This is a genomic window from Bacillus cereus group sp. BfR-BA-01441, assembly GCF_022663075.1.
GTDB classification, from domain to species: Bacteria; Bacillota; Bacilli; order Bacillales; family Bacillaceae_G; genus Bacillus_A; species Bacillus_A cereus.
Genome location: NZ_JAKUEU010000016.1, coordinates 58,695 through 85,618, shown reverse-complemented (window position 1 = coordinate 85,618; position 26,924 = coordinate 58,695). Strand labels below are relative to the sequence as shown.

Here is a 26,924-nt window from a genome sequence, read left to right as displayed (position 1 = left end):
CTGGTTTTTCTTTAAGCGTCACTGATTTTTCTTCAAGAATAGTCACAGCTGTTTGCATTTTCTCTAACTGTTCTTTCAACAATTGTTGTTCAATCTTTAAATCCGTAAGTAAACGTAAAATCATCTCAGAATTAGCCATAAGATCCTCCTTCCCCCAATACACAGAATAAAATACAATATGTAGAAGACAAAATTCCGGTGACAAAAATAAGATCGTCAACTCTTTTTAACTTCCAAAATCCTTTTATTTTTTTAAGGACCTGCTCCATTCACCCTTAAAAACATAAATTAAATTAAATCCATTAATAAATGGTCTTTATGGAAGGAGGAGTTAATATGGGCTATGGCGGTAGTTGTGGTGGTGGCTGTGGTTTCGGCGGCGGATTTGCCTTACTTGTTGTGCTCTTCATCTTATTAATCATCGTTGGCGCTAGCTGTTGGGGCGGCGGATTCGGCTGCTAAGGAGAGGCACTCTTGAGAGTGTCTTTTTTTGATATGTGGCTCGTATACATATTGTTCAAATCTATATATTTTTTAAAAATATAGATTTAAAGCATATTTCTCAATGAATAAAACAATTTAACATGGTAAAATAATAGTTGGATGGGAGTCCAATATATTATTAAAATTAAGATGGTTCAAGTCGAAGGAAGGCACCTTAGGGTGTCTTTTCTTTATGACTTCTATCATCAACAAAGGGTGATACAAACTATTACATATGTTTGTACCACCCTTTATTGATGCGTTTAGACTTCACAGTTGTTGAAGTTTTAGACTTCTCCCTTAGTGTACCCATATTATTAGAACATCCTGTAATCTGTAGACAAAATGTAGCTAATAAAAACAATATTAATAATTTCTTCAATAAATCCTCCTACATGCATAAAACACGATATGTTACAAAACAAACATAACATCAACCCTTTATAAAAACAATATAATCCTCGGTCCTTAAGCTATCTCTTAACATAGGAGTACCGCTACATATTCATCAAGCTAAGATTTTAAAATATCCTTTACTTAAGGAATTTGTAAGTATCAAGTAAGAAAAACGAGAGCTTTGTTTCGTATAATCAAAATATAAAGTGAAGGAAGAAAGATTATTTCTGGGATTAATATGCATGTGACAAGAGAAGAAAGCTACGTTTTTTTAGAATAATAATATGAGTATGTCCAAGTTTTGGAGATTGCTTGCAAATATTTTGAAGTTTTCGCACCAGAATTCTAATTACCATACCTGTTTTGTACCATCACGTATTGGAGGTTAAAACATGAATAAAAAAAAGAAAATACAAAGATCAGTACTTACCTTTCCCCTACTCTTTTCTTTAGGCGTTTCATCTTTCCCGCTTACAACAACTATTCACGCAGATACACGCGAAGAACAATCTGCTGAAAAGAAACTAGTCTCTTTAACGGAGCGTACATCATTATTTTTTGAATATCTCCAGCAAGGTAAGTATGCAGAGGCACTACAGTTGACGTCTACTGCTTTTCAATCCAAGTTTACAGCAACCACATTACAAAACTGGTGGACACAAAGTGGCTGGAGCGGGATAAAAAGCATGGGAACCCCCGTGATAAAAGAACGAAACTTGGTCCATCAGACGGTAGAAATTCCAGCAGCTACCGAAGGAACTACCATACCGCTACTCCTTAAATTCACACCTGGCGGGAAAGTAGATGAAATTGGAGAAAGGCCACCCGAAGAATCTTATACCATCCCACATCCTAGCTATGATCAACCTGACTCCTATCAAGAACGTGAAATCGTCATTGGAAATTCTACCTATCCGTTACCAGCGACATTAACAGTTCCGAAGCATCAGCGTGGTGAAAAGGTACCCGTCGTTGTTCTTGTGCATGGTGCTGGCATCCATGATCGCGATGCTACCTATTTGGGAACAAAAATCTTACGAGACCTTGCGGTGGGCCTTTCATCCAACGGAATTGCAGTGTTGCGCTATGAAAAACGTACCTTAGAACATGCATTAAAGATGAGTGCAGAACCTGTTACATTAGACCGTGATACTACAGATGATGCCATATATGCAGCAAAGTCAGCAGCGCAGCAGGAAGGCATTGATCCAAATAATATTTTCATTCTCGGACATAGCCAAGGAGCCGGTACAATGCCGCGTATACTGAGCAAAGCGCCTTCCTCACTTGTTCGAGGAAGTATCTTACTCGCACCACCTGCACGCCCTTTGACTGACATTGCCATTGATCAGTATGAATACCTTGGGGCATCAAAGGAAGAAATCGATGAACTAAAAAGACAGGCTGCTTTTATTCAGGACCCTACTTTCAATCCTGACCATCCTCCAGCTGGCTACAATTTTGGGTCACCTCATTTTATGTATGATGTTTCTAGGTGGCGTCCAGTTGAAGAGGCAAAATCACGAAAAGAGCCTTTACTCATTCTGCAAGGAGCACGTGATTATCAAGTAACAGTAAAAAATGAATATACAAAATGGCAAGAAGGGCTTGCAAACCGCAGGAATGTTCAGTTCAAAAAATACCCGAAATTGAATCATTTCTTCACGGAGGGTGACGGGGAATTAAGCCTCCCTAGTGAATATGAAATCCCTGCTAATATTCCCGAGTACGTCATCCAGGACATTATTACATGGGTTAACGAGACAAAAAAATAAGAAAACATCAAAAGCCTTCATGCAATCATTATTGCGTGAAGGCTTTTTTGAAGCTAGTGATTTAGAGATAGCTATTATTTTATATAATATTTGCCCCAAAACGAAAAATTAGAGTCTTTTATAATAATGAAGTTCATTTTAGAAGCAACCTGTTCTGTGAGCTTAACGGTGATGGGCGGTATCCCTAGAATAAAGAAACAAGAGTAGTTAAAGAGACTACTCTTGCTTCTTTTCCTTCTCTTTATTTTCAATTTCAGATACTGATTTTGCTGGTTTTTTTACCATTTCATCTAATTCTCCAGAACGCGTAAATTTGTCTTCAAAGTTTTCAGTTGTACTTATACTAGCTATAAAATCTAATTCTTTATTATGATTTATATAGCCTTCTAAATAAGGAACTCCCATTGGACTTACATCTTTTTTTGTAAACGTAATAGATTTCACATCTTTCACGTTATAACGAATATACTTTTCTACCCGTGCTTCTTGTTTCTTCCAAAAATGTTCCTCTTGTTCTTTTTTTCTACATATTTCATTCCAATATATCCTCCTGCTATGAGTATCACAGCAGATATAACCAAAATCATTGCTTTCTTCATTGGAAATCTCCTTATAAAAAGCCTACCAATGTATTCTTCTTAAAATGGGATAGAGAAGACAAGAATAGTGCAAAAACTACTCTTGTTTCTTTTCTTTCTCCTCTTTTTCAATTTCAGATACTGATTTTTCAGGATCTTTTATAAGTTTTCCTAATTTCCCAGAACGCGTAAATTTGTCTTCAAAGTTTTCAGTTGTACTTATACTAGCTATAAAATCTAATTCTTTATTATTATTTATATAACCTTTTATATGAGGAACTCCCATTGGACTTACCTTATTTTCTGTAAATGTAATAGATTGTACATCTTTAATATTATAACGAATATACTTTTCCACTCGTGCTTCTTGTCGTTTCCAAAATTGTTCTTCTTTTTCTTTTTGTTTTAAGTATTCCATAGTAAAATATCCTCCTACTATGAGTATCACAGCAGATACAATCAAAATCATTACTTTCTTCATTGGAAATTCTCCTTATAAAAAACATTTACCAATACATTTTTCTTAGAATAGGATACAAAAAAAGAGTAGTTCAAAGACTACTCTTTTCTTTTTTCTTTCTCTTCTTTTTCAATTTCCGATACCGATTTTGCTGGTTTTTTAATCATTTTATCTAATTCCCCAGAACAACCAAACTTATCCTCAAATTTATCTGTAGTACTTATACTTGCATCAAACCATAATTCCTTATCATTATTTATATATCCTTCTACAGAAGGAACTCCCATTGGACTTACATCTTTTTTTGTAAACGTAATAGATTTTACACCTTCGATATTATAATGAATATACTTTTCTACTCGTGCCTCTTGTACTTTCCAAAACTTTTCTTCTTTTTCTTTTTGTTTTAAGTATTCCATAGTAAAATATCCTCCTGCTATAATACAAATAATGGATAAAATAATTACCAATTTCTTTTTCATTTAAAATCCCCTTGTATTTAAATATAGTTAAAATATACCATGAAATGAGTTGAAATATATGAATGAACTTAAAAAGAATCCAATTGCGACAGATGAAGATTATTTCGAGCTATCGGATAAAGTTTATAAACAGAAATATTTACATAAAGAAGCAAAAATTACAGGATCTAATGGTCAAGAATGGAAAGTTATAGAAACATTTGATGCAGATGACACAAAAGTGAAAAACGGATTACAAGCAATCGCTGTAGTACCTGCAAATAAGTATAAGCCTGGTAAAAAACAGTATGACGATGTAATCATTGCATTCCGTGGTACTGAATTTGATAGATTCGATGGAGATAAAACCACAGATATAGTTCAAATTACACTTGGACAGAAAAAGAACCTTGGTGTAGCAGGCGGAAAAGCTCCGACATCATTTGATAGTGCATTAGAATTTACAGAAAAAATTAAGAAAAAATATAATCCTACATCTATTCACACTACCGGACATAGTAAAGGTGCTGCGGAGGCTCAATATGTAGCAGCAGAAATGAATTGTTATGCAACAACATATGCTGCACCAAATATTTATAGATTACTAAGTGATAAAGCAAAAAAACGAGTAGATGAAGGCGTAATGGAAAATAAAGTAGTAGATTATACTCATAAAGAAGATGCTGTAGGAAATTTCAATCAATTTGGAGCACCTATGATTGGTAAACAATTTACAACGAAAAGTAATGGAACAGATAGTATTCTCGCGGCTGTATTTATGGGACAACATCCAATGTCAACATTTCTAGAAATGTTCCACAATAATGGTAGTGTTCGACTAGAATTAGAACCAGATGATATCATTCGTCATGCAAAAGAGATACAAAAAATAAGCGATATATTATCTGATATTATTAGAAATATAGAAAGATTTCAACAACAAGAAGAAGAGGAAGTTGCGAAATTAAAGAGTCAATTGAAGCATGAGACAGGCCCTGGAGGAAAATATCATCTGTTAGAAGAACATGAAGTAGATGAAGCAATTAGAGAGGTTGCAAAAATATCCCAAAACGGAAGAGACTATTTTCATGATGTACAACTAGCAGAAGAACTAATTCATCTTTTACGGAAAAAACAAAAAGAATTGATTCATTTTGGAGATGATATTGCTTATGCAGCTAATTCATTACGCGATAAAGATAATCAATTAGGAACAAATTTTGAAGGACTGGCGGCGAGATAATATGATGGATTTTATAGGGGAAATTCAAAAAATAGAGAAAGAAATAGAAAAAGCTACAGTTGGTGCAGTTGGAACTATTATAGATGAGTTGCAAGCTGTTAAAAAGCAATTAGAAAAAGAAATGCAACAATCACTTTTAAAAACTGATGTAGCATTCAAAACAAATAGCATAGTAGCAAGCCAAAAACATGCCATTCAAAAAAACAAAGAAGCATTTCATGATGTATGCAAAAGTTTATCTGAACAAGGAATTGAATTAAACAAAAGTTTTGAAAGCAAAACAGGTAGTGCAATAAAAGAAACATTACATAAACATCTCGATCAAATTCGGAATGAAATGATTTCTAAACAATATGATTTAATTAATAGTTGTGGAAAAAAATAAAAAATTTCTATTATTATTTTAATCTATATATATACAAAAAAGTCCTCTTATGTAGGACTTTTTCTAATACGCAAATAGATGCTATATTATCAAGCATCGCTCCTGCTTCAATTCTATGTAGCTTTAATTCCCTAAAAGCAAAATCTACAACAAGTTGAAGAGCCTCTGTTGTATAGCCCTTTGCATTATGCTCCTTATCTAAAGTAAATCCCGTATAACAGCTTTGGAGGTCTCCCCTAACAATTTGGGTTAATGAAATGTCTCCGATAAGCTTATCATTTTCTCTTAAAAAGATTCCAAAAGGATATACTTGCCCTTCAGCTGTCTTTTTTAACGCTTGTTCAAGACGTATTTTTTGATGTTCTTCTGTATAAAAAACTTCTGGGAGCAATGGACAAACTCGCTGAAAAAATTCGCGATTTCTAATATGTAAGTTAGCTAACTCGTTAGCATCATCAGTTTTATAAAGCCGAATATAAATGTGCTTCCCTACTAGTTTCATAACATCCCTCCAACCTTTTTATATGTCTAATGAGGAAAAAGTATACCGTATACTATATACAGTTGGATAATATCAGGAAGCATTTTGCACGAAAGAAAAGACACTCTATATGAGTGTCTTTTCCAATAGTTTTTAGCAGAAGCAAGAAGCTCCAACGATGATTAATAAAATGAATAACACAACTAATAAAGCAAAGCCTCCCGAGAAGCCACAACCGCCACAACTACCACCATAACCCATAATAGTTCCTCCTTTAGATAAGAGGGGAAAACTAAGGTTCACTCATGTATTTTAATGGATTCGTTTCATCTTATGTTTTTCCGCATTGATTGAGCAGGTCCTTTCGAAAACTATTCACATATTAACTATATTTTTAAAAACGAATAATTTAACTATATCAATAAATAGATTAATTAATATAATGTATTAATTCTAAAAGAAGGGAGGAATAGCCATGCAAGTAGTTTGTTTTAAAATAGTGAGTGGTCAGTATTTCTTGTTTGTAGAAGGTATTCAAATTCCTGTACCAATTCCAGCAGTTGCTGCAGCTTTATTAATTGGTTTAGGAGTAATTCCACTTTGTTCTTAATGTAAGGAATTCGGATCATTCCTATCTTTCCATTGGAAAAGCCTCAAGTATATGAATACTTGAGGCTTTCTTTATATCAAAGAAAAAACACCTTACAGCGCTTGAAGATCTCCTGATTTAAATAATGCGGCCGTTACATCATCACCGAAAGTATTGAAACAGAATACTTGCTCGTCTACCTTATCCATTACTGTAGCTTCACCTATCTTGCCACCTTGAAGTTTAATAAAATAGTTATGTTCTTCTAAAATTTCACTAAAATCTCTATTTGACCATCTTTCAGTAATTGCTAATAGCTCTTCTTTGTTCTTGAAATTGTTTCCGTTTAGAATGTTTCTTACTTTCTCTGCATTCTTTTTGGACATAGGGGTTGCTCCCTTTCCTTCACACGCTTTTACTTTTTGATGAGTCATGCTATGCATAGCTGAAATAACTTCTTCTTCAGTAGAAGTTACTGTAATGTGAAGTTGTGCATTTGAGCCTTTCACTTCTGCTTCATTCGATAGTGTGTCTTCTTTATTAACCTCTGCAAAAACATGGTCCTCACTCTCAAGCGGGACTTCAGCAAACTGTAACATTCCATAAGTCATACCAGTTGCAAGTACTACTCCCCCTATAATAGATGCTAGCCAATACGTTAGCTTTTTGTCCATCTTCATTTCCCCTGTCTTCGTTTAAATATCTTAACTAAAGAGTACCATATTTAATTCCTTTTTATTGAAGTGTCTCTAATTTTTACTATAAAAAACGTATAAATCATTTAATACCAATATAACAACTTCACAATCATGACTATGCCTATTCCCATAACAGGATCTATATACGATGTCACTAAATCATCTGGTGAACTATTAGCGGCAGAACTTATTATAAGAACACTTTCTCTCATTATTGGACTTTTAGTTATTAGCACAGCTTTGCATCGTTATTCTCAATAATTATTCACGTTCAAAAAATACAATATTTTACATACCAATTCTTATGTATGAAGACAACTAAAACAAGTGTTACGAAAAAAATATAAAAAAGACATCTTTTCTAGGAAAAGATGTCTTTTTTATATAAACCTTAATGTTCGTTCTGTAAAACTCTCGCTTCCTTTACTCCTTCTTTGTCTTCTTTTAAGAATAACGATACGATAAATGCAACAATGATAAAGACTAACCCAAGTGCAAATGCACCTTGGAACCCTGAAGTTAAACCGTTTAACTTCTCTACTGGATCCAGTGGATTTGCGGAGCTTTCCATATACTTAGTTGTTCCTGAAGACATTTTCGAAATAAAGATAGCTGTACCAATTGCACCAGCTACTTGTTGCAACGTACTAAATAGTGCTGTTCCGTGCGGATATAAATCTGGTGTTAATTGATTTAAACCGTATGTTTGTGCTGTCATGACAAACATGAGTCCAACCATTAATACGCTATGCATGATAATAATTTGTACCATTGATGTATCAGGAGTAATGCCTTTAAATAAGAACATTGCAATTCCTACTAACACAATGCCGGGAACGATAATAACTTTCGGACTAAATTTATCAAATAGTTTACCTGCGATTGGTCCCATTATGGCGCTAATAACACTTCCCGGAAGCATGATAATTCCTGATTTAAAAGCTGTAACGAGTAAAACGGTTTGCAGGAACATCGGTAATAAAGTCATCGTTGAAAATAACGACATCATCACAATGACAATTAATCCAACTGATAATGTAAACATCGGAACTTTAAATGCTCGTAATTCTAAAATTGGATTCTCAATTTTCAATTGTCGAACGGCAAAAATACATAATGAGATAAGCCCAACAATTAAAGTGCCATATACTTTTGCATCGGACCATCCTAAATCACCCGATGCACTAAAGCTATACACAAGCCCGCCAAATCCTAATGTCGATAAAAGGATAGATGGGTAATCTACTTTTGGCCTTGTTAACTCTGAAACATTTTGAATGTACTTCATCCCAATCATAATGGAAATAATCACGATAGGAATAACAATATAGAATAACCAGCGCCAATTTAATGAATCCACAATTACTCCAGATAATGTAGGGCCAATTGCCGGAGCTGCCATCATCACGAGTGCGATTAATCCCATTGTCGCACCACGTTTTTCAGGTGGACAAATGATTAAAATCGTATTCATTAATAACGGTGTAATTAACCCCGTCGCTACAGCTTGGACGATACGGCCAATTAATAAAACGGAAAATGTCGGTGCGAATCCCGCAATTAATGTACCGACTAAAAACGTTACCATAGCGATCAAAAACATTTGTCTCGTTGTGAGCCATTGCTGAAGTAACGCTGTAATTGGGACTAAAACCCCAACTACTAACATGTAAGCTGTAGAAAGCCATTGAATCGTTGAAGCTGTTACGTCAAATTCTTTCATTAATACCGTTAACGCATTACCAAGTAATGTTTCATTTAATAATGCAACCATTGCCCCTAAAAGTAACGCAATTAAAATGGGGGTATGTTTCATATTAGAAGTATCAACTTTGCCACTTGCGGGGCTCTTAGTTGTCATATTCATTTACAGATTCTCCTCCTGTTTCTTACTTAAAAAACTTTAAATACACCAGAACATATGTAATATAATATACATATGTAGATTAAAAAGGGAGAATCAATTTTCAACCACTGTATATTTAATCTACAAAAAAGGAGAATTGTAGATGAATGATAACGAAAAACAACTTGATTTACGTATTAGACGTACACATAAATTACTGTGGGATTCCTTATTTGAATTAATGACGCAATCAAAACAGAAATATAGTACGATTACGATTAACCAAATATGTGACCGCGCAATGGTACACCGAACAACCTTTTATAAACACTTCGAAGATAAAGATGCTTTATTAGCATTTGGATTTAAACGATATAGCAAGATGATTGCTGAAATACCGATTTCAGATCGATTAAGTAAACCATTTCAAGTAATGGAACAATTTCTACACCATGAAGAAATCGGTAAAATATTAGAAACGCAAATGTCTGATGAACAATTTATTAACCGAACACAATATTTAAGTCACGAAACGAGAAAACAAGAAATAGAAGCGTTAAATCAACTGCACAAAAATCATACGATGCCCAATGATTTAATCATTGAATTTTATTCAGGGGCAATCACCTCATTAAGCGCATGGTGGTTTAAAAGTGAAAAAAAAGTTTCTGCTGCTGAAATGGATAGGTATCTCCATCAACTTATTAATCGGGATATTTTTCAGTTTGAAAAGGAATAAGACTACACCTCTTCAATCATTCAATCAAATTGACCACAAAATAGGAATATGATATATTTTCCGTAGAATACTATATAAGTATGACATCAAATAAAATGGCATATAATAAAAAGAAGAGATGCGCTCACATCTCTTCCCTAACTGCTACCGCTTAGGGTGGTGGTTATTATAAGCTATTTCTTTTTACGGAACCCACCCTTTTGCTTGTGACGGCGCGGAGTGGTTTTTTTGTTGTCCTTATCCAGAAGTTGCTTCCGCAAAAAATACGCTGAAACTTCGCGCATATCGTACGTCTTGATTCTGTACTGTCTGTTCCGCTACCAGATACGTAAATGAACGTCATGTTTGGATTTAACTCCGCTAATGTTTTCGCGGCGGATAACATTAAATCAATGAAATAAAACGTCGATAAATTTAAGTTACAAATATTCAGAATTAATATTAAAATTAAAAATGGGGATAGGGGTATGGGCTTATAAAATTTATACATAACGAGGGAATAGAAATGAAACTACAATTAAAAGCGGATTTAATGTTACTACTAGTTACATTTTTTTGGGGTGCATCCATCCTACTTACAAAACTTGGACTTGATGGCATAGAAGAATATAATTTAATCGCATTACGATTTATTATCGCTTTTCTTTTATCAGGTTTAATATTTTACAAACATTTATTCAAAATTGATTTTAAAACTGTAAAATATGCATTTATACTCGCTTCTGTCTTATTTATCGTTTACATTTTCGCGACTTTCGGTACAAAGTATACAAGTGTTTCTAATGCTGGTTTCCTACTATGTCTCACAGTCATTTTCATTCCAATATTATCAGCTATATTTTTAAAACACATTCAAGAAAAGAAAGTTATAGTAGGAATCATTTTAACGATAATAGGAATTGGTTTATTAACATTAACGAGCGAATTCAAAATCGGTAACGGCGATATATTTTGCATACTGTCTGCCCTGTTTTATGCGATCCACGTCATCATTACTGGAAGCGTAACGAAACATGTGAATTCCATTGCACTTGGAGTAGTGCAACTCGGTTTCGTCGGCCTATTTAGTCTTATTTTTTCATTCATTATGGAAACACCAAAACTTCCTAGTACGATCAACTCATGGCTCATCATATTAGCTTTAAGCATATTTTGCACCGCAGTCGCATTCATCGTGCAAGTAATTGCCCAGCAATACACTACACCTACCCATACAGGTCTTATTTTTTCATTAGAACCTGTCTTTTCCGCAGGCTTTGCTTTCGTCTTCACAGGTGAAACGCTGACAGGAAAAGGATACTTAGGGGCTACGCTTATATTGCTGAGTGTGCTAATTGCTGAGTTAGATTTTAAGAGTTTGTTGAGGCCTAATTATAAGAAGAATATAGAATAAACATTTCACTATGATCAATAAACATACCCCAGAAAAATATGAGTTTATATTATTTTCATTTTCTTCACTTAGATTTTCTTTTTAGATGCTATCTTCAAACAAGGTAGCATCTAAAAAATGTTAAAAGGAATTTTCTCCTGGTATCTTCTTATATTCTATGTAGGCATCTTTGACCTTTTCTACGTTCTTGAATTACTTACTGAATATAGTCATACAGATTTTTCGCTAACAATAAACAAGTTACTGTAATGAAAAGAGCACGAACATACCCGCTCCCTTTTTTTATAGCAAATTTGGAGCCAACAATCCCTCCAGCAATTTGAGCAATCCCCATTATAAAACCATATGCATAGTTTACTTGCCCTACATACATAAACATCAACAATGCACCAACATTACTTCCTAAATTAAGAAACTTCGCAGTACCTGCTGCTTTTAAGAAATCATATCCAATAAATAAAAGAGAAAACATTAAAAACGAACCTGTTCCAGGACCTAGAAATCCATCATAAAAACCAATAGCAAAAATAAAAAAGGTAAAAATAATGACGTGTCGACCAGACAATTTTTTATGAGTGGAAATACTACCCCAATCCTTCTTGAATATCGTATAAATAGCGACCACACCAAGCATAATCAACATCAATGGCTTCAGTACTTCTGGATTCATTAAATGAACGGTCCATGCCCCTATTATGGAACCTATGAAAGTGAGCGGAACTAATTTAAACGCCGATTTCAAATCAAGATTACCAGAACGATAAAACACAATATTACTAGTTGCACTTCCCATTGTCGATGCTAGTTTATTTGTGGCTACTGCACTTGCTGGATTCAGTCCTGTAAATAATAAAGCTGGTAAAGCAATGAGTCCACCACCACCTACAACTGAATCAATAAATGCAGCTAAAAATCCAAAAGCAATCAAAATCATTAATACAGATGGGTCTAAATAAAAATCCATACTATTAACCTCCCCTTTAGTCACTATTCGAATAGTAACTAATAATTTGCTAAATGTAAACAGTTATTGTAACGTTGAAATATAAAGTGAAACTTTAATCAGTGGGGGGTTTTGTTCACCCCCACTGATTATTAGCCTTCACCAATCGGGCTTTTACGGGCAGCCCGCCCCCACCTAACTTCTTTGCTTCCGCTGAATTTTGAGGTGGGGGTCTTACTGCCCGTTAAAGCGGGATAAAAGCAAACATCGGAGGACGAAAAAAGTGGACTACATAGTGCAACAGCTTAAAAAAATTGGTTTCAATGAATATGAAGCTAAATCTTATGTATCTCTTGTTAAACAAGGGCCTGTCACAGCCTACCAAGTGAGTAAAGATTCGGGTGTCCCAAGAGCGCGAATTTATGAGATTTTAGGTAACCTTGTAGAAAGAGGAATTGTCATGAAAGAAGAAATAAATGACACCACCCGCTATTCACCTCTACCTGTTGAAATCTTTTTACAGAAAGCGCAAACAGAATGGCAATCTACTTACGAAGGAATAAGTGATTCATTAAAAAAACTAGAAACTTCCGAGGAAAAAACGGATAATCGAGTGATTACTTTAAAAGACAATAAAACAATCATTAGCTATTGTCAGGCATTAATAAAAAAAGCAGAACGACGTATTGTCATTTCAATGTGGGATGAGATGTATGAAGCGTTAAAAGAAGATCTATCTGAAGTAGCTGATAAAGTTACAATACAAGGTATTACCCTGCATGTTGAAAATCCCATTAAAAATCTAGAAGCCCACCGCATAACACCTTATACAGAGACCTTGTCTACAGAACATTGGTTTATTTTATCGATAGATTCTAAAGAGATGATTTATGGACCATCACTTGAAGAGCGTAATATTGCTTTTTATACAGATGATCCCGTTCATATATACTTATTAGAGGATTATGTATGGCATGATGTGTTAGTAAATCGACTTGTCCGACGTAACCAAGATGATTTGCAGCAGTGGATTACTGCAGAGAGAAAGTCTTTCTTTATGGGGAAATGAGGAACATATTCAAGAGCAAACCAAAAGATTTGCGTATTAAACCTAACAACTTCTCCGTACAAAAATAGCCGACTATTATATAATAAATATTCGGCTATTTTTGTATAAGTTTATACAGACGCTGCCATTACCCCAGCGATTAATGAGATAAACGCTTCTCCCACTCTTTCACCTTTTCAATTGTTACATCTAATTTTTTAGCTATTTCTTCTACACTCATTCCTTTAAAAAGCATTCCAGCTGCCGAAAGTGCTTTATCAATTTCTTCTTGCTTCTCTTGTTCATATAAACGACCTACTTTTGTCATCCGTAACCACTCCTTTACCTTTTTATATGCCTTCTTCTATTTTATCATCCAATCTCCACAAACCGCCCAAACTCCTTCAAAAACCTCAGCTTAAAACTCCCCACAGGCCCATTCCGGTGCTTCGCCACATGAATCTCCGTCATCTCTTTCTGCACTGTTTCCTTATCGTAATAATCCTCTCGATACATAAGCATAATGACATCCGCATCTTGCTCAATTTGGCCCGTCTCTCTTAAATCAGATAAAAGCGGACGCTTATCTTGCCGCGACTCTACAGAACGAGATAACTGTGACAGTGCTACTACACAAACATTTAATTCACGCGCTAATAACTTAAGCTTACGAGAAATCTCACTAATCTCTTGAAATCGATTACCCCTATGCTTCGGATCGCCCGTAATAAGCTGCAAGTAATCTACAATAACTAAAACCTTCTTATCACCGTGCTTCCTCTTTAACTTACGAGTTTGCATCCAAATATCTTGTACCGTAACGCCTGCATTGTCGTAAATCTCAAATGGCAACTCACCAATCTCCGCAAACGCCTTACTTACCTTCTCCCAATCTTCCATCGCAAAACGATGCTTCGGATTTTTCAGCCTACCTCCTGACACTTCACCTACGCAAGATGCCATCCTTTTTAACAATTGCTTACTACTCATCTCTAACGAAAACAATCCAACCGCCACTGCAGACTTCGCCGCATGCAGTCCAACATTAAGCGCAAACGCAGTCTTCCCCATAGAAGGACGCGCACCAAGAACGACAAAATCACCTTCCTGCAATCCGCACGTCATTTTATTTAACGATGTATAACCAGTCGCAATACCAGTAATCTCTTTCCCATCTTGATGAAGCTCCTCATACAAATCAACTAATGCACCCTTCAAATCAAACTCACATACAGAATCTTTCTCCTCTAACTCACAAAGTGCCGTAATCGTCTCACCGATAACTTTCTCACTCTTCTCCGCAATAAGACGCTCCCCCATCTTGTGCCCGAGAACACCAGCCTGATACATTTTCCACGCACCTCGAACAAGCCCCTCATAATAAGAGAAATTGCTAATAGTAGGCACACTATCCATTAACCCTATAAAATACTCCATTCCCCCGATCCCCTCTAAAAACTTCGGATCCACCCTAGAAATGAACGTCACAAGATCAATCGGTTGCCCCTCTTCTTCCATTTTTCGCATTAACTGAAATATAGACTTATGCACCGACAGAGAAAAATACTGCTCCGTCAAACGGCACTCCTTAATAAGCTCTCCATCAAGTAGTAGAGAACCTAACACCGTCTTTTCCGCCTCCACATTTTGAATACTCATGGACGCCACCCGCGCTCCGCTAAAAAGCGCTGCAACTCTTCCTCAGACGGCGCATTCTTCTCCCACTCCTCACACCTCGCCAAAAACTCCTCCGTCTCCCCCGTACTAACAGACGACTCCTTCTTCCTAAACTTAGCTGTATCCGCCTCAACCTCACACACTTTCGTAAATCCTTTCCCGTGCCAGCCTCTCAAAATCCCCTTCACATAAGCAACCGTCCGCTTATTATTCTCAAACGCAATTTGAAGAGCCTTCAGCACAAGCTCCTCTGACAAATCTTCCATCCACGCACTCAGTTCCTCCACAGTATGAGGAGACAAACTACCGAAATGTTGCTCATAAAAAGAAAACACACGACTTCCCGTTTCTTCCTCTACAACCGCTTCTTCCGCTACCTCCTCGCAAACTGGCTCAACATCATCCACAGCCAAATCATCAGGCATACCGAAATGTGCTAAAAGCATCGGAACACTCAGCTCTTCCTCAGCGCACTTCTGAAGAAACATATGTACAAACTCCTTATTCTTCACACCCTTAAGCTCACGAAGCACACACTTCTCCACATTCGTATTCGTCACAGGATTATAACGAAGCCAATTCAAAACGAATAGCTCCCGAGTATCCGCATCATAAAGAATCTTTCCATAATCAATAAAACGCTGCACAAGCTTATCAACAGTCTCCCGATTATAACCCGTCTCCATCTCAGCTAACCGCTTGGGAAAAGGAAAAATCCCGCACTGCGTCGTCTTCGAACAAGTCAACAAGTACACATAAAAATACCGCTCCTCCGGCGTCAAATCCAAAACAAAATCATCCTGCCAAAAATTCACCTGCACATTACGATACACCGCCATCCTAATTCCTCCCGTCTCCGTTCAAAAGTAAAAGCCCCTTCATAATATATATGGGAGACTAAGCGGGTTTTTGGCGTGTTATTTTAAATTTTTTTGACTACTACTACGGTGTTTGTTGGTGTTTTTGTTTTGTTATGTTTTTTCTTAGTGATTTATTACTTGGTAGGGGCTTGTAAGGGGCTTAGGAGGGGCTATTTATCGGTTACTTCGATTAAAAAGACTCGATCTGAGAAGCCATCTCGTTCTTCTGCTTTCTTTTTTCGGATGTTGTTGATTTCTTCTAGTGTTGTACCTTCGTGTTCAGCTAGGGCGTTTATTAGTTCTAGTAGATCGGATAGTTCTTCTAGTTTATCGGGTTTTGTTTTTGCTTCTAGATATTCTGTTAGTTCTTCTTGTGTTTTCTTGCAGAGTTCCTCTATGTATTCATCTTCGTTTAGGATTCTTGTTGTGGGTGTTTTTCCGTTGGATTTTATTATTTGTGGGATTTTGTTTCGGATTAGTTTGTTGTAGGTTGGCATGGAATTTTCCCTCCGTTTGGTTTTTCTTCTATTATAATGGAAAAGCAGTTTAACTAGGTGTTAAACTGCTGAATTGCTTCTTTTATATATTTTTCTTCTTCGGTTGTGAAGAGGGTTGGGAATTCGGATAGTGGGAGATTTGATTTTTGGATTATATCCTCTATATCACTTTGAGGTGTATCAAGATAGTTTGTTACCTCTTCTATTAAATTAAAAAATTCCTTCAAGGTAACTTGAACATCATGATGACTCGGATCTTTCTCTTCTTCCTTATACTTTTTCAACTTCCCTATTACATCCATAAAACGTTGCTCAAATTCTTCCTTTAAATCCTTATTGTTATAAAACGCTCGAACACTATCCTTTGAAAAGTGTTCCTCTAACCATTCCTTATTTTCTTTCTCCCATATGAAGGTTTGCAAAAATGAAGAAAACAAAGTAACATCCACTCGTTCTTCCTCTTGAAACCTCTTCGTCATCCCATCCATATGTGAAAGTACCTTCGCAATTCTTTCTTGCTCTGCCAAAAGCAATTCCCTTTGAAAATGCATTTGCCTTAAAAATTCTTCCGTCTCTATATCACGCTGCAATATAATATTTTGAATTTCACTAAGAGAAAAACCGAGATGCTTAAACGATTGAATTTGCTGCAGCACATACAAATCATCTTTTGTATATAACCGATGCCCACCCTCAGTATAATCGCTCGGCTTTAATAAATTAATCTTGTCATAATAACGAAGCGTCCGCACCGTAACATCCCCAACACTTGCAAACTCACTAATCATCCAAGCTATATCATCACCTACTCCGCTAACTTCTCTTTCACATACTGAAGCATATGAGAAAAACTCATCTCATTCTGCCTACAATATTGAAACAAACCTACAACAAGTAACAAAAAAGGAACATTCCCTCTATAACGATTTTCATACTCACTAATACCATCATAAAAGTACTCATACTTTCTTTTTCGTAAAACAATATAAATCGCACTAAACAAAACTGCAATTATAATAAAAATTTGCTTTCCCCTTATCTCCCCTTCTTGTTTCATCGCCTATTCTCCTTCCAATGCATACTTATCTTCTTTAAATAACGGAATTCGAATGAAATAACGATATGGTTCGTCGCGTATTACTTTCCACGCAACAATGATCACTTGAACGATCTCAAAGGCAAACACACTCCAAAATAAAACATCACTAATACGCGAACTAACATTAAATAGAAGAAAGATTAACAAATGAAAGTTGAACGCCTTTCGGCAATGGTATTTGTACACCTCATTTTTACGTGCCAGTGTGATGTACATGAGTAGTGGTGAAAAGATTCCTATTACGGCTGAGAGTAGTAGCATGATGATGGTGTTTCTTTTTTCTTTTGTAGTGGTTTTCATGAGTTGTTTGGTACCCTCTTTTTGATTTGTCTTCTTTAGGTTAGGGGGTGACGTTGGGGGAGATTCAAGCACCATTAATGGAAAATATTAAATTTCATATAATCGAGCTACTATTCTTGCCGAACACTTGTATCTATTTTATAATAAAAAATATAAATTACGTACGTAAAGAATGGAGATGTAATGAATGGATTATGGTTTTAGCTATAACTTCCCTGCTTTACGTGGAAAACAAGGTGGTAAAGAGTACTTTGTTGTAATGTGCCCTTTACGCTTAATTCCTAAAATATTTCTATTTGACGAGGAAGAAATCCCTGCTGAACATCGTGCGCAAAGGATATTAAATAAAATTAGAATCCCAGAAATCACAAATTATATCATTGAGAACCAAAATGATTATGTTTTTTCATCCCTAACAGCATCTATAGATGGTGATATCGAATTCCAGCCATTTAGTTCTGATCAGTCGTTTCAAGATTTAGGACAACTTCGTATCTCACTGGATTCTAAGTTCCTGATTAATGATGGACAACACCGAAGAGCAGCTATCGAAGAGGCGATAAAGCTTTCACCAGAGTTAGGACACGAAACGATTTCAGTTGTGTTCTATCATGATCAAGGTTTAAGAAATTCCCAACAAATTTTCTCAGATCTTAATCGACACGCAGTCAATACCACTTCATCTATCGGTATTTTATATGATCATAGGGATAAGTTAGCATTAGTTACAAAAGAAATTGTCGAGGAAAATGAATTACTATCTCGATATACCGACAAAGAAAAAGTCAATTTATCTAAAAACTCACCAAAGATTCTCGCTTTAAATCACATATTTAATACAAACCTTCGATTACTAGGAAAGACAAAGGGTGACTTAATTACAGAAAAAGAAGAACAATTCTTAAAAGAATTTTGGAACATTCTTTGTGATACAATAGTCGAATGGAATTTAGTTTACAAAAAAGAACTAAACCCTCGTGAACTTCGAATGCATTATATTGTCGGGCATGGAGTATTCATTGAATCTGTTGGTTTAGTAGGAAAATATGTTTTTGAAAATCATCCAAAAGATTGGAAAAAATACATTTCTCTTTTAGCGGACATCGACTACAGTCGTTCTAATTCTTCCGATTGGTTAGGACGAGCTTTCAATCCAAATGGTCGCATACAAAAGACAAAAGAAACAGTCACTTTAACGGCAAACAAACTAAAAGAAAAATTAGGTCTTCCTTTGACAGAAGGAGAACAAAAGATAGAAGAGAAATTCCAGTTAGGAGCATGATAATGTTAAATAATCTCATTTCTGATTTAATAAATAATAAAAATGATTTTGTCTCTGAAGCAAAAGATCATATAAAAAAAGTTTATCGTGCTGACGACCGCCCTTGGGTTGTTGGTTATAGTGGTGGAAAAGATTCCACAGTTGTCGTTCAGCTTGTTTTTGAAGCTTTAAGCGAATTACCTACAGAACAATTACACAAGAAAGTATACGTAATCTCATCAGATACACTTGTAGAAACACCGTTAATTATTCAGTCTATCAATGTTACTTTACACCGAATCCAAGAAGAAGCTTTAAAACGTGATCTTCCTATCGAAACACATAAAGTAAAACCAAAATATGAACAATCATTTTGGGCTAATATTATCGGAAAAGGCTATCCATCACCAAATCAACAATTTCGCTGGTGTACTGACCGTTTAAAAATTGAACCTGCAAATGCGTTTGTAATGGACAAAGTTTCTACGTTTGGTGAAGTAATTATGGTCCTTGGCGTACGTGAAAATGAAAGTGCTACTCGTGATAACGTTCTTAAGTCCCATACTGTTGAAGGTAAAGATTTAATGCGCCATTCGACCCTAACAAATGCATATGTTTTTGCACCGATTAGACAGTTTAGTTTAAATAACGTCTGGGACTACTTACTAGAAAACCCGTCTCCTTGGGGGAACGATAACCATGAATTAAATAAGCTTTATCAAGATTCAAGTAGTGGTGAATGCCCTCTTGTTGTAGATAAAACCACTAAAGATAGTGCTGGTTCATGTGGAAATAGTCGCTTTGGTTGTTGGGTATGTACAGTAGTAAATGAAGATAAAGCATTAAACGGCTTCATTCTTAGTGGATCAGATTGGATGAAACCTTTATTAGAATTCAGAAATTGGTTAGCTGGAATTCGTGATGATAGAACATTTCGTATGAAATACCGTAAAGGTGGTCAAATTTACTTTAATCCACTAAAAACTGAATTAAAAGATGATACTGAATACGTAATCATTCCGAAAAAATCTAGTCGCCCTAAACAAATGATTAAATTAGAAGAATTTACAATTTTAGAAAGGGATGAACTAAAATCTTATTTAGCAATAAACAAAATTGATTTGAGTTCTCCTGAGGATCCAAAAATTTTAGTAAAGCTTGATGATAATCAAATCGGACAGCTTGGTTTAGGTCCCTTTACACTGAACGCACGAAAAGAGATTTTACGTAGACTTCTTATTGTCCAAAGAGATTTACAACATCCTGAAGAAGAGGATTTTGAATTAATTAAAGAAGAAGAATTACGTGTTATTCGTCGTTACTGGTTAGAAAATGGTGATTGGGAAGATTCTTTACCTAGCATTTTTAAAGAGGTAATGGGATACGACCTAAATTGGGAGTATGATGATCGTCCTTTATTTGATAATGAACAAATTACAGATTTAGAATCATTATGTAGCAAACACAACGTAGACTTTAAAGCATTAAAAAAACTTATATCACTTGAAAAAGATTTTTCAGGTTATAAAGTTCGTCGTGGATTAATGAATGAAATTGAAAAAGTACTAAAGCAAGACTACTTACATTTGTAGGGTGAGGTTAAATTTATGTTAATTGAACAACTAGAATTAGAAAACATAGGAGCTTATACAGAAAGAAATACCTTCGATCTGTCTATCTCCTCCCCAAAAAAGAAAGTAATTTTAATAGGTGGAGAAAATGGTGCTGGGAAAACAACATTTTTAAATTCCATAAAACTAGGATTATTTGGTTGTTTTGGTTATGGATATAAGACAGAGAATAATGATTACTATAAGCGCGTCCATGGATATTTAAATGCTTCTGCTCGTAAAAATGAAACAAATCCTTTTAGTATTACAATTACCTTTAGTGAAGTAGAAAATTACAAACGCCATGTTTATACATTCAAAAGATCTTGGAACATTTTAAACAGCGCCATAAAAGAAAAATTCACTGTAAAAAAAGATGGTCATTATTTAAATGATGCTGAAAAAGATATTTTCGAATCAAGACTACGAGAGAATTTCCCGCCTAAATTATTTGATCTATGCTTATTTGATGGCGAAGAAATTTCAAAAATAATAAATGAAAATAAATTATCATCTTATTTAAAAGAATTATCTACTGTTATATTCAACTTAGATTTATTCCGAAATTTAGAAGGTGATTTGACCAACTATTTACAACAAGAAATTGACCAAGAACATCTTTCTTCTATAGAAAGCGAAATCCTTACCCTTCAGCGTCAAGAAAAAGAACAGTCTTTAAACATTAAAGATCTCGAAGACACAATCAAAGCCGCTCAACAACAAATAGAAGAATCAAAGGAATCTTATTCTTTACTGAAAAAGGATTTTGAAACACATGGTGGTTTAATTAAAGAAGAACGCGAAACATTAAATAGACAAGTCTTAGAAATTGAAGCACATCGAAAAGCTAATTCTGAAAAAGTTCGAGAATTTATTCAAACTCTTTTACCTTTCTATCTAAACAAAGACTTGTTACTCTCTACTAAAAATCAATTACAAAATGAAGAAAAATTATCATTAGCAAATCAATTAACATCAGAGTTAACTGATGACCGTGCGCTTGAATTAGCTAAGAGTTTACCTGGAGTTTCATCTCCTAATGATTTAGCTGTTGAATTAAGAAAACAAATCTTCAATATTATTAAACCTAATAATGCAGATGTTGAGTATATCCATAGAGTTTCACCAACACAACGCACACAATTTGAAGTAGCGGCACAACAAGTTGAAAAAGAATCTCATGACACATATATTCAATTACTTCAAGAAAATAGAAAAAGCTTACTTCAAGCACAAGAACTAAGAAAGAAAATTTCTACTAATGATTCTACAAATGAGTTTACACAAATGTTAGAAAATATGACTCAAACACAAGAGAAAATCTTTAAGTTGGAAAAAGAAGTAGAAGAAAACTTGAGTATTTTAGAAACACGCCAAGAAACTTTAGCAGCACTAAAAAATACAATTGATTCAAAACATCATATTGTACAACAAAGCAATAAGACGAGAAATACATTCTTAATTGCCCAAAGCATTATGAAATTAAGTACAGAGTTTCAAATGTTACAACATCAAAAGAAATTACAACAAGTACAAATCGAAGCTACAAAAATGTTGAATAAATTAATGCGTAAACACCAATATATTTCTTCTTTACGCATTGATTCTAGCACGTTTGAAGTAACTTTATATGATAATAATCGTGACCATGTAGCAAAAGAAACATTATCCGCAGGTGAGAAAGAAATTCTCTTACTATCATTAATTTGGGCAATGTTCAAATGTTCTGGTCGTCGTGTTCCATTCATATTCGATACACTTTTAGGCCGCCTTGATCAAACACATAAACATAATATCTTAGTAGATTTCATCCCTGCATGTGGTGAGCAAGTCTTAATCTTGTCAACTAACTCTGAAGTTGATGAAAAACACTATAATTTACTGAAAAATTTTGTATCCCATGGATACTTATTAGAATTTGATACAGAACTACGAAAAGTGAATGTTACAGATCAATATTTCAACTTTAATAAGGAGCAAGCGAAATGAACTACCGTTTAAAGATTTCTAAAAGAGTATCAGATAAACTAAAAGAATTACAAGCTCCTACTAATTTAACACCAAACATTTTAGCTCGTTTAGCAGTTGGGTTATCATTAACTGATCCAACTTTCCCTGAGGTTTTAACAGATAAAGAAGCCGGTGGATTAGAAATCAATCGCCACACATTAACTGGAGAATATGATTTTATTTATAAATGCCTAATCACTCAGCATGCGGGACGTGAAGTATCTGATAATGAATACTTCCCTACCCTATTCAACGCTCACTTAGAACGCGGAATTAACTTATTAGACAGCGAATATAAACATGCTGGAAACAACGAGAAATTCACAATGAACTTGCTAAAATACGGTAAGGAGTGATCTCTATGCTTTATCTTGATAATAGTGCAACAACACAATTATTACCTGAAGTTAAAGAAGCAATGTTGCCATATTTACTTGAAGAATTCGGAAATCCTTCAAGTAAATATTACGGATTAGCCCAAAATGCTAAAGACGCTGTTGAAACAGCAAGAAAACATGTAGCTCAATTATTAGGCTGTGAAACTGATGAAGTAATCTTTACTAGTGGTGCTACAGAAAGTAACAACTTTATTTTGAAAGGCATCGCTCATTACCATAAAGATAAAGGGAATCACATTATTACTTCTAAAGTAGAACACCCTTCTATCATAGAAACTTGTAAATTTTTAGAAGCGAATGGCTATACGGTCACATATCTTGATGTAGATCAATATGGCAGAATCAATTTGGAAGAACTAACTAAAGCTATTCAACAAGAAAAAACTCTTCTCGTTTCAATTATGTGGGGAAACAACGAACTTGGTTCTCTAAACCAAATGAACGAGATCGCAAAAATCTGTAAAGAGAATGAAGTATTCTTCCATACAGATGCTACACAAGTAGTTGGAAAAGTACCATTCTCTCTTTCAGATATAGACGGTATAAACTTTTTATCCTGCTCTTCTCATAAGTTTCATGGTCCAAAAGGTGTTGGGGTAACCATAATAGGTAAAGATAATTTAGGATTACCAATCCAAATTACTCCTCTACTTCACGGCGGTGGACAAGAACTTGATATACGTAGTGGCACACTACCCGTCCATAATATTGTTGGAATGGGAAAAGCTGCTGAAATCGCATATATTAATTTGGAACAAAATATTTATAAATTAGAGCAACTAGAGAACAAATTAGCTGATATTCTAAAAACCAAATTTCAAAATCATATTGAGTTTAACAATGATATTAAAGATAAAATACCTGGAATATTAAGTGTTATATTTAAAGGTGTAAACAACGAAACGCTTGTGAGGACTCTTGCTCCAGTAGCTGCCGTGTCTACTGGATCGGCTTGTAGCTCAAGTAAACCAAGTCATGTATTACAAGCTATCGGATTATCTATGGATGATTTACGTTCTACTATTAGGTTCTCACTTTCTTCTACTACTAGTTTAGAAGAGTTGGATGTTTTTAACAATCTATAATATTCCACATAAAAAGAAGCGATTCTCTTAACGAATCGCTTCTTTTTAATCATTGCTAAACAGATTTTAACAAGCTAACACATAATTAATTTCATCTATATATCAGTGCCCTTTCCTAAAAGATATTTATATGGATAAAATATTGTAAATATCTTTTAAGTTTTTCTTTTCTATCGACACTTCTTTTTCCATGCTTTTTAGGAAATCGAAATAATTATCTAAAGCATACCTTGGATTCTCCATTATTTTATCATATAAATATTCAAGCCCACCGGCTGCATATTCTTCATAAATTGTAATTTTCCGATCAAAAGCCTCATCATCTGTATTAATAATTGTAAGATCCCCTGTTTCTGCTAAAGCAACAGCATTAATAACCGTTTCATCCGTTTCCGAATTAAAAACATTCCAATGTATTTGCTCCAGAGAACTAGTGAATGTTTTTCTTTTCTTATTCATAAATCCTACTATACCAGCTAACATAAATATATCTTTAAAACTGGAGAATATTCCTCCTAGTTCATCTCGATCTGTCAATACTTTATACATCTCTTCTTGATCTTTAGGCCTTCTAATTCTCCTACGGCTCATCTATTTGCAACCTCCTCAACCTCAGTAAACTCATACTGTTGTTCCTTATTAGTACGTGGATCATTATAGACTAATTTATACTCTTTTCCTATTTTCCCACCCATTCTTTCCTCTACTTCTCCTTTCCATTGAGAAGTAGAAACAATAACAATTACCTGATTCGATAAATCTGGTATTCCCTTTGCTATTCTTTCGCGATGGTCAGAGTCTAATGCTCCAAAGGGTGAATCCATTACAATCGGATAAATCCCACCCTCTTCAAATTTACTTACACCATTTTGATTAAACTGTTCTCTAGCAATATCCACAATAGCTCCTATAAAAGATAAACTAGTAATTTGTCGCTCTCCTTGAGACATACCAACTTTATTTCCATTATTATTTATAACATCTAACTTATAATCATCAGATAATTTTATGTTATAACCTTTTCTTAAAAAGTTGGAGTAAACTTTTGAAACTCGTTCTTGTAGCTGCTCTTTTACAATTTTCTCGCGTAGCTTGTAAATCTCCATCATTGTAACAATTAATTCATCACACGCTTTAATTCTTCTTTCTGTTAATGCTGCCTTTTCTGCTTTTTGGTTTAGCTTTTCTCGCTCATTATTTTTCTGCTCTAGTTTTTCACTTGCTTCATTCAACTGATGCAAGATAACACCTAATTTCTTATACGTATCCTCTTTCTTTACAATTAGTTGTTCTCTTTTATTTTCAAGACTCACAATTTCTTCAGAGTCTTTATCCGAAATTTTCTTCCCAATTTCTTCAATTTCTTCATTTAACAACCTTGCTCTCTGTTTTGCATTATATTCTTGTAATCGTAATTCATCCATGCCTTCAAATAATTGTCGTTTCCGATCTCGAGTTACTTTAATATCACTTTGAAATTCTGCAATAGCATGTTCCAAACTTACTGGTGCTAAATAATTTTTTGTGCCAATAACCTTATTATATTCCACAGCTCCTTCATTTAAATGTGTACCACAAATACATTCCTTTTGCTCAATCAACTGATCGATAAATGACGCATTAATTCCTGTATAAGTATCTGTAGTTAATTTTTTATTAGCTAGCAAATCTTTAGCTTTTTCTATTGCTAAAAAACTAAATGCTAAATACCCCTGTTTACTCATCAACTCCGCTAACTTTTTACGTGTACTCATAAGCAACTCTTCCGTAGTATGTAATTCTTTATTTTTCAAATCACGTTGTTCCTGTAGATGTTTTGAATCTTCTATCTGCCTTAGTCTTTCTTCCAGTTCCTTTATTTGTTTTTCTATTAATTTACAATACTCCTGAAATTCTTTCTCTTCTTCACTTAAACCTTCCTTTTCTTTATGCAATTTTTCAATTTCTTCAACTAGATTTACAGTTTCTATATCTCCATATTTTTTTAATTCCCCCAAAAACTTTTTCTTTGCTCCTTCTGTATGCGAAATAGAACGTTCTAAAATCTCTAATCCCATCATGGTTTTTATAGCTTCTTTTACCTCTTCAGTTCCAGATTCTTTTGATAAATTATCAATTCGTTCCCCGTCAAAGAAAAAATAAGACGAAAGTTGTTCAGGTAAAATTCTATTAATCTCGATCCCGATATTAGCAATTTCAAGTTTTGATTGTCCACCATCTTTATACTCTAACTTTACTTCTGGTTCGAAATAACTAATATTATCGGCACTAACTCTTTTTGCTTTTACACTTCTAGTAAGTGAATAGTGTTTTTCATATCCACCTAAGTCCTTCACTTTCTCTTTAAATTTAATAATGACATAGGCATTCACTTCTTCATTTACTTTTAATTCATTTAAAGCATGCTCATTAATAACGTTACTCGAATTAGGCAAATTAAGTTTCCCGTATAAGCACCAACTGAATGCATTAAGGAGAGCTGTTTTACCTGCACCATTTTCTCCATGAATAACTGTTACATTTCGAGTATTAGATTGTGAAAATTCAATAGTTTGTGAGTCATAATACTGTCTAAAGTTCCTTAAAGTAATAGAATCTAAAATCATGTT

At 34.6% G+C, this 26,924-nt stretch carries 30 protein-coding genes and 1 pseudogene; 13 read left to right on the top strand and 18 right to left on the bottom strand.

The features are described 5' to 3' along the window. The first annotated feature begins 336 nt into the window (after positions 1-336). Positions 337-462 carry a YjcZ family sporulation protein gene (locus MR107_RS09665; protein WP_000540377.1) on the top strand — a complete coding sequence of 42 codons (126 nt, stop codon included), beginning with the start codon at positions 337-339 and terminating at the stop codon, positions 460-462. 250 nt (positions 463-712) lie between these two features. On the opposite strand, the gene MR107_RS09660 is transcribed toward MR107_RS09665, so the two are convergent. Continuing rightward, a complete protein-coding gene (locus tag MR107_RS09660; protein WP_000734755.1) occupies positions 713-865 on the bottom strand; it encodes a hypothetical protein in 153 nt (50 codons plus the stop codon). Positions 866-1,271: 406 nt separating this feature from the next. Between MR107_RS09660 and MR107_RS09655 the strand changes: the two genes are divergently transcribed. After that, complete coding sequence (locus MR107_RS09655) at positions 1,272-2,654, top strand: alpha/beta hydrolase (protein WP_025686910.1); 1,383 nt, start codon at positions 1,272-1,274, stop codon at positions 2,652-2,654. A 216-nt stretch (positions 2,655-2,870) separates the two neighbouring features. Here MR107_RS09655 and MR107_RS09650 read toward each other — a convergent pair. The 3 genes and pseudogenes from MR107_RS09650 to MR107_RS09640 all read right to left on the bottom strand — a co-directional run bounded on the left by MR107_RS09650 (position 2,871) and on the right by MR107_RS09640 (position 4,174). Next, positions 2,871-3,253 (bottom strand): annotated as a pseudogene (locus MR107_RS09650) (DUF1433 domain-containing protein). Positions 3,254-3,329: 76 nt separating this feature from the next. Then, positions 3,330-3,713: a DUF1433 domain-containing protein gene (locus tag MR107_RS09645; RefSeq protein WP_100618081.1), complete on the bottom strand. Its 384-nt coding sequence runs from the start codon at positions 3,711-3,713 to the stop codon at positions 3,330-3,332. Between the two features lie 77 nt (positions 3,714-3,790). Next, a complete protein-coding gene (locus MR107_RS09640) occupies positions 3,791-4,174 on the bottom strand; it encodes a DUF1433 domain-containing protein (RefSeq protein ID WP_025688086.1) in 384 nt (127 codons plus the stop codon). A gap of 58 nt (positions 4,175-4,232) precedes the next feature. On the opposite strand from MR107_RS09640, the gene MR107_RS09635 reads away from it, so the two are divergent. Both MR107_RS09635 and MR107_RS09630 read left to right on the top strand, forming a co-directional pair. Beyond that, positions 4,233-5,396, top strand: a complete 1,164-nt coding sequence (locus tag MR107_RS09635; RefSeq protein WP_025688084.1) for an alpha/beta hydrolase family protein — start codon at positions 4,233-4,235, stop codon at positions 5,394-5,396. A 1-nt stretch (position 5,397) separates the two neighbouring features. Then, positions 5,398-5,781: a hypothetical protein gene (locus MR107_RS09630; RefSeq protein ID WP_000968628.1), complete on the top strand. Its 384-nt coding sequence runs from the start codon at positions 5,398-5,400 to the stop codon at positions 5,779-5,781. Positions 5,782-5,794: 13 nt separating this feature from the next. Here the strand turns inward: MR107_RS09630 and MR107_RS09625 are convergent, their stop codons facing one another. Next, positions 5,795-6,283 carry a GNAT family N-acetyltransferase gene (locus MR107_RS09625; protein ID WP_242292319.1) on the bottom strand — a complete coding sequence of 163 codons (489 nt, stop codon included), beginning with the start codon at positions 6,281-6,283 and terminating at the stop codon, positions 5,795-5,797. A gap of 132 nt (positions 6,284-6,415) precedes the next feature. Then, positions 6,416-6,523, bottom strand: a complete 108-nt coding sequence (locus MR107_RS09620) for a YjcZ family sporulation protein (protein ID WP_000540375.1) — start codon at positions 6,521-6,523, stop codon at positions 6,416-6,418. Between the two features lie 214 nt (positions 6,524-6,737). Between MR107_RS09620 and MR107_RS31355 the strand changes: the two genes are divergently transcribed. After that, positions 6,738-6,872 (top strand): hypothetical protein, encoded by a 135-nt coding sequence (locus tag MR107_RS31355; protein ID WP_001198456.1) that lies wholly within the window; start codon positions 6,738-6,740, stop codon positions 6,870-6,872. A gap of 92 nt (positions 6,873-6,964) precedes the next feature. Here the strand turns inward: MR107_RS31355 and MR107_RS09615 are convergent, their stop codons facing one another. Continuing rightward, positions 6,965-7,525: a PRK06770 family protein gene (locus tag MR107_RS09615; RefSeq protein ID WP_025687788.1), complete on the bottom strand. Its 561-nt coding sequence runs from the start codon at positions 7,523-7,525 to the stop codon at positions 6,965-6,967. Between the two features lie 415 nt (positions 7,526-7,940). Beyond that, positions 7,941-9,416 (bottom strand): MDR family MFS transporter, encoded by a 1,476-nt coding sequence (locus MR107_RS09610; protein WP_242292318.1) that lies wholly within the window; start codon positions 9,414-9,416, stop codon positions 7,941-7,943. A 142-nt stretch (positions 9,417-9,558) separates the two neighbouring features. Here MR107_RS09610 and MR107_RS09605 point away from each other — a divergent pair, with 142 nt between their 5' ends. Both MR107_RS09605 and MR107_RS09600 read left to right on the top strand, forming a co-directional pair. Then, positions 9,559-10,134 carry a TetR/AcrR family transcriptional regulator gene (locus tag MR107_RS09605; protein ID WP_242292317.1) on the top strand — a complete coding sequence of 192 codons (576 nt, stop codon included), beginning with the start codon at positions 9,559-9,561 and terminating at the stop codon, positions 10,132-10,134. 505 nt (positions 10,135-10,639) lie between these two features. Next, positions 10,640-11,527 (top strand): DMT family transporter, encoded by an 888-nt coding sequence (locus MR107_RS09600; RefSeq protein WP_242292316.1) that lies wholly within the window; start codon positions 10,640-10,642, stop codon positions 11,525-11,527. A gap of 196 nt (positions 11,528-11,723) precedes the next feature. Here MR107_RS09600 and MR107_RS09595 read toward each other — a convergent pair whose 3' ends face one another. Next, complete coding sequence (locus MR107_RS09595) at positions 11,724-12,491, bottom strand: TSUP family transporter (protein WP_242292315.1); 768 nt, start codon at positions 12,489-12,491, stop codon at positions 11,724-11,726. Positions 12,492-12,753: 262 nt separating this feature from the next. Here MR107_RS09595 and MR107_RS09590 point away from each other — a divergent pair, with 262 nt between their 5' ends. Further along, on the top strand, positions 12,754-13,539 hold the full coding sequence (locus MR107_RS09590) for a TrmB family transcriptional regulator (RefSeq protein ID WP_242292314.1): 786 nt from the start codon (positions 12,754-12,756) through the stop codon (positions 13,537-13,539). A 139-nt stretch (positions 13,540-13,678) separates the two neighbouring features. Here the strand turns inward: MR107_RS09590 and MR107_RS09585 are convergent, their stop codons facing one another. The 7 genes from MR107_RS09585 to MR107_RS09555 all read right to left on the bottom strand — a co-directional run bounded on the left by MR107_RS09585 (position 13,679) and on the right by MR107_RS09555 (position 17,951). Then, on the bottom strand, positions 13,679-13,846 hold the full coding sequence (locus MR107_RS09585) for a hypothetical protein (RefSeq protein ID WP_000169783.1): 168 nt from the start codon (positions 13,844-13,846) through the stop codon (positions 13,679-13,681). 44 nt (positions 13,847-13,890) lie between these two features. Next, on the bottom strand, positions 13,891-15,177 hold the full coding sequence (gene dnaB, locus MR107_RS09580) for a replicative DNA helicase (protein WP_242292313.1): 1,287 nt from the start codon (positions 15,175-15,177) through the stop codon (positions 13,891-13,893). Next, positions 15,174-16,034: a DnaD domain-containing protein gene (locus MR107_RS09575; protein ID WP_242292312.1), complete on the bottom strand. Its 861-nt coding sequence runs from the start codon at positions 16,032-16,034 to the stop codon at positions 15,174-15,176. Before MR107_RS09575 ends, dnaB begins: the two co-directional genes overlap by 4 nt. A gap of 191 nt (positions 16,035-16,225) precedes the next feature. Beyond that, complete coding sequence (locus tag MR107_RS09570; protein ID WP_242292311.1) at positions 16,226-16,552, bottom strand: nucleoside triphosphate pyrophosphohydrolase; 327 nt, start codon at positions 16,550-16,552, stop codon at positions 16,226-16,228. A gap of 53 nt (positions 16,553-16,605) precedes the next feature. After that, positions 16,606-17,349: a MerR family transcriptional regulator gene (locus MR107_RS09565; RefSeq protein ID WP_242292321.1), complete on the bottom strand. Its 744-nt coding sequence runs from the start codon at positions 17,347-17,349 to the stop codon at positions 16,606-16,608. Between the two features lie 8 nt (positions 17,350-17,357). Further along, positions 17,358-17,609, bottom strand: coding sequence for a hypothetical protein (locus tag MR107_RS09560; protein WP_016122015.1), 252 nt, complete (start codon positions 17,607-17,609; stop codon positions 17,358-17,360). A 3-nt stretch (positions 17,610-17,612) separates the two neighbouring features. After that, positions 17,613-17,951 (bottom strand): magnetosome magnetite crystal formation protein family, encoded by a 339-nt coding sequence (locus MR107_RS09555; RefSeq protein ID WP_242292310.1) that lies wholly within the window; start codon positions 17,949-17,951, stop codon positions 17,613-17,615. 187 nt (positions 17,952-18,138) lie between these two features. Between MR107_RS09555 and dndB the strand changes: the two genes are divergently transcribed. The 5 genes from dndB to dndA are packed head-to-tail and all read left to right on the top strand — an operon-like array spanning position 18,139 to position 24,315. Next, entirely contained in the window at positions 18,139-19,233 is a 1,095-nt protein-coding gene (gene dndB, locus MR107_RS09550; protein WP_242292309.1) for a DNA sulfur modification protein DndB, read from the top strand. A 2-nt stretch (positions 19,234-19,235) separates the two neighbouring features. Further along, entirely contained in the window at positions 19,236-20,804 is a 1,569-nt protein-coding gene (dndC, locus tag MR107_RS09545; protein WP_242292308.1) for a DNA phosphorothioation system sulfurtransferase DndC, read from the top strand. Between the two features lie 15 nt (positions 20,805-20,819). Further along, on the top strand, positions 20,820-22,811 hold the full coding sequence (gene dndD, locus MR107_RS09540; RefSeq protein WP_227601513.1) for a DNA sulfur modification protein DndD: 1,992 nt from the start codon (positions 20,820-20,822) through the stop codon (positions 22,809-22,811). Continuing rightward, a complete protein-coding gene (dndE, locus tag MR107_RS09535; RefSeq protein WP_001109533.1) occupies positions 22,808-23,188 on the top strand; it encodes a DNA sulfur modification protein DndE in 381 nt (126 codons plus the stop codon). The genes dndD and dndE overlap by 4 nt, the downstream gene beginning before the upstream one ends. Before the next feature lie 5 nt (positions 23,189-23,193). Next, positions 23,194-24,315 carry a cysteine desulfurase DndA gene (dndA, locus tag MR107_RS09530; RefSeq protein WP_227601514.1) on the top strand — a complete coding sequence of 374 codons (1,122 nt, stop codon included), beginning with the start codon at positions 23,194-23,196 and terminating at the stop codon, positions 24,313-24,315. Between the two features lie 126 nt (positions 24,316-24,441). Here the strand turns inward: dndA and MR107_RS09525 are convergent, their stop codons facing one another. Then, complete coding sequence (locus tag MR107_RS09525) at positions 24,442-24,906, bottom strand: DNA phosphorothioation-associated protein 4 (protein WP_000091210.1); 465 nt, start codon at positions 24,904-24,906, stop codon at positions 24,442-24,444. Next, on the bottom strand, positions 24,903-26,921 hold the full coding sequence (locus MR107_RS09520) for an AAA family ATPase (RefSeq protein ID WP_242292307.1): 2,019 nt from the start codon (positions 26,919-26,921) through the stop codon (positions 24,903-24,905). The genes MR107_RS09525 and MR107_RS09520 overlap by 4 nt, the downstream gene beginning before the upstream one ends. Positions 26,922-26,924 lie beyond the last annotated feature (3 nt).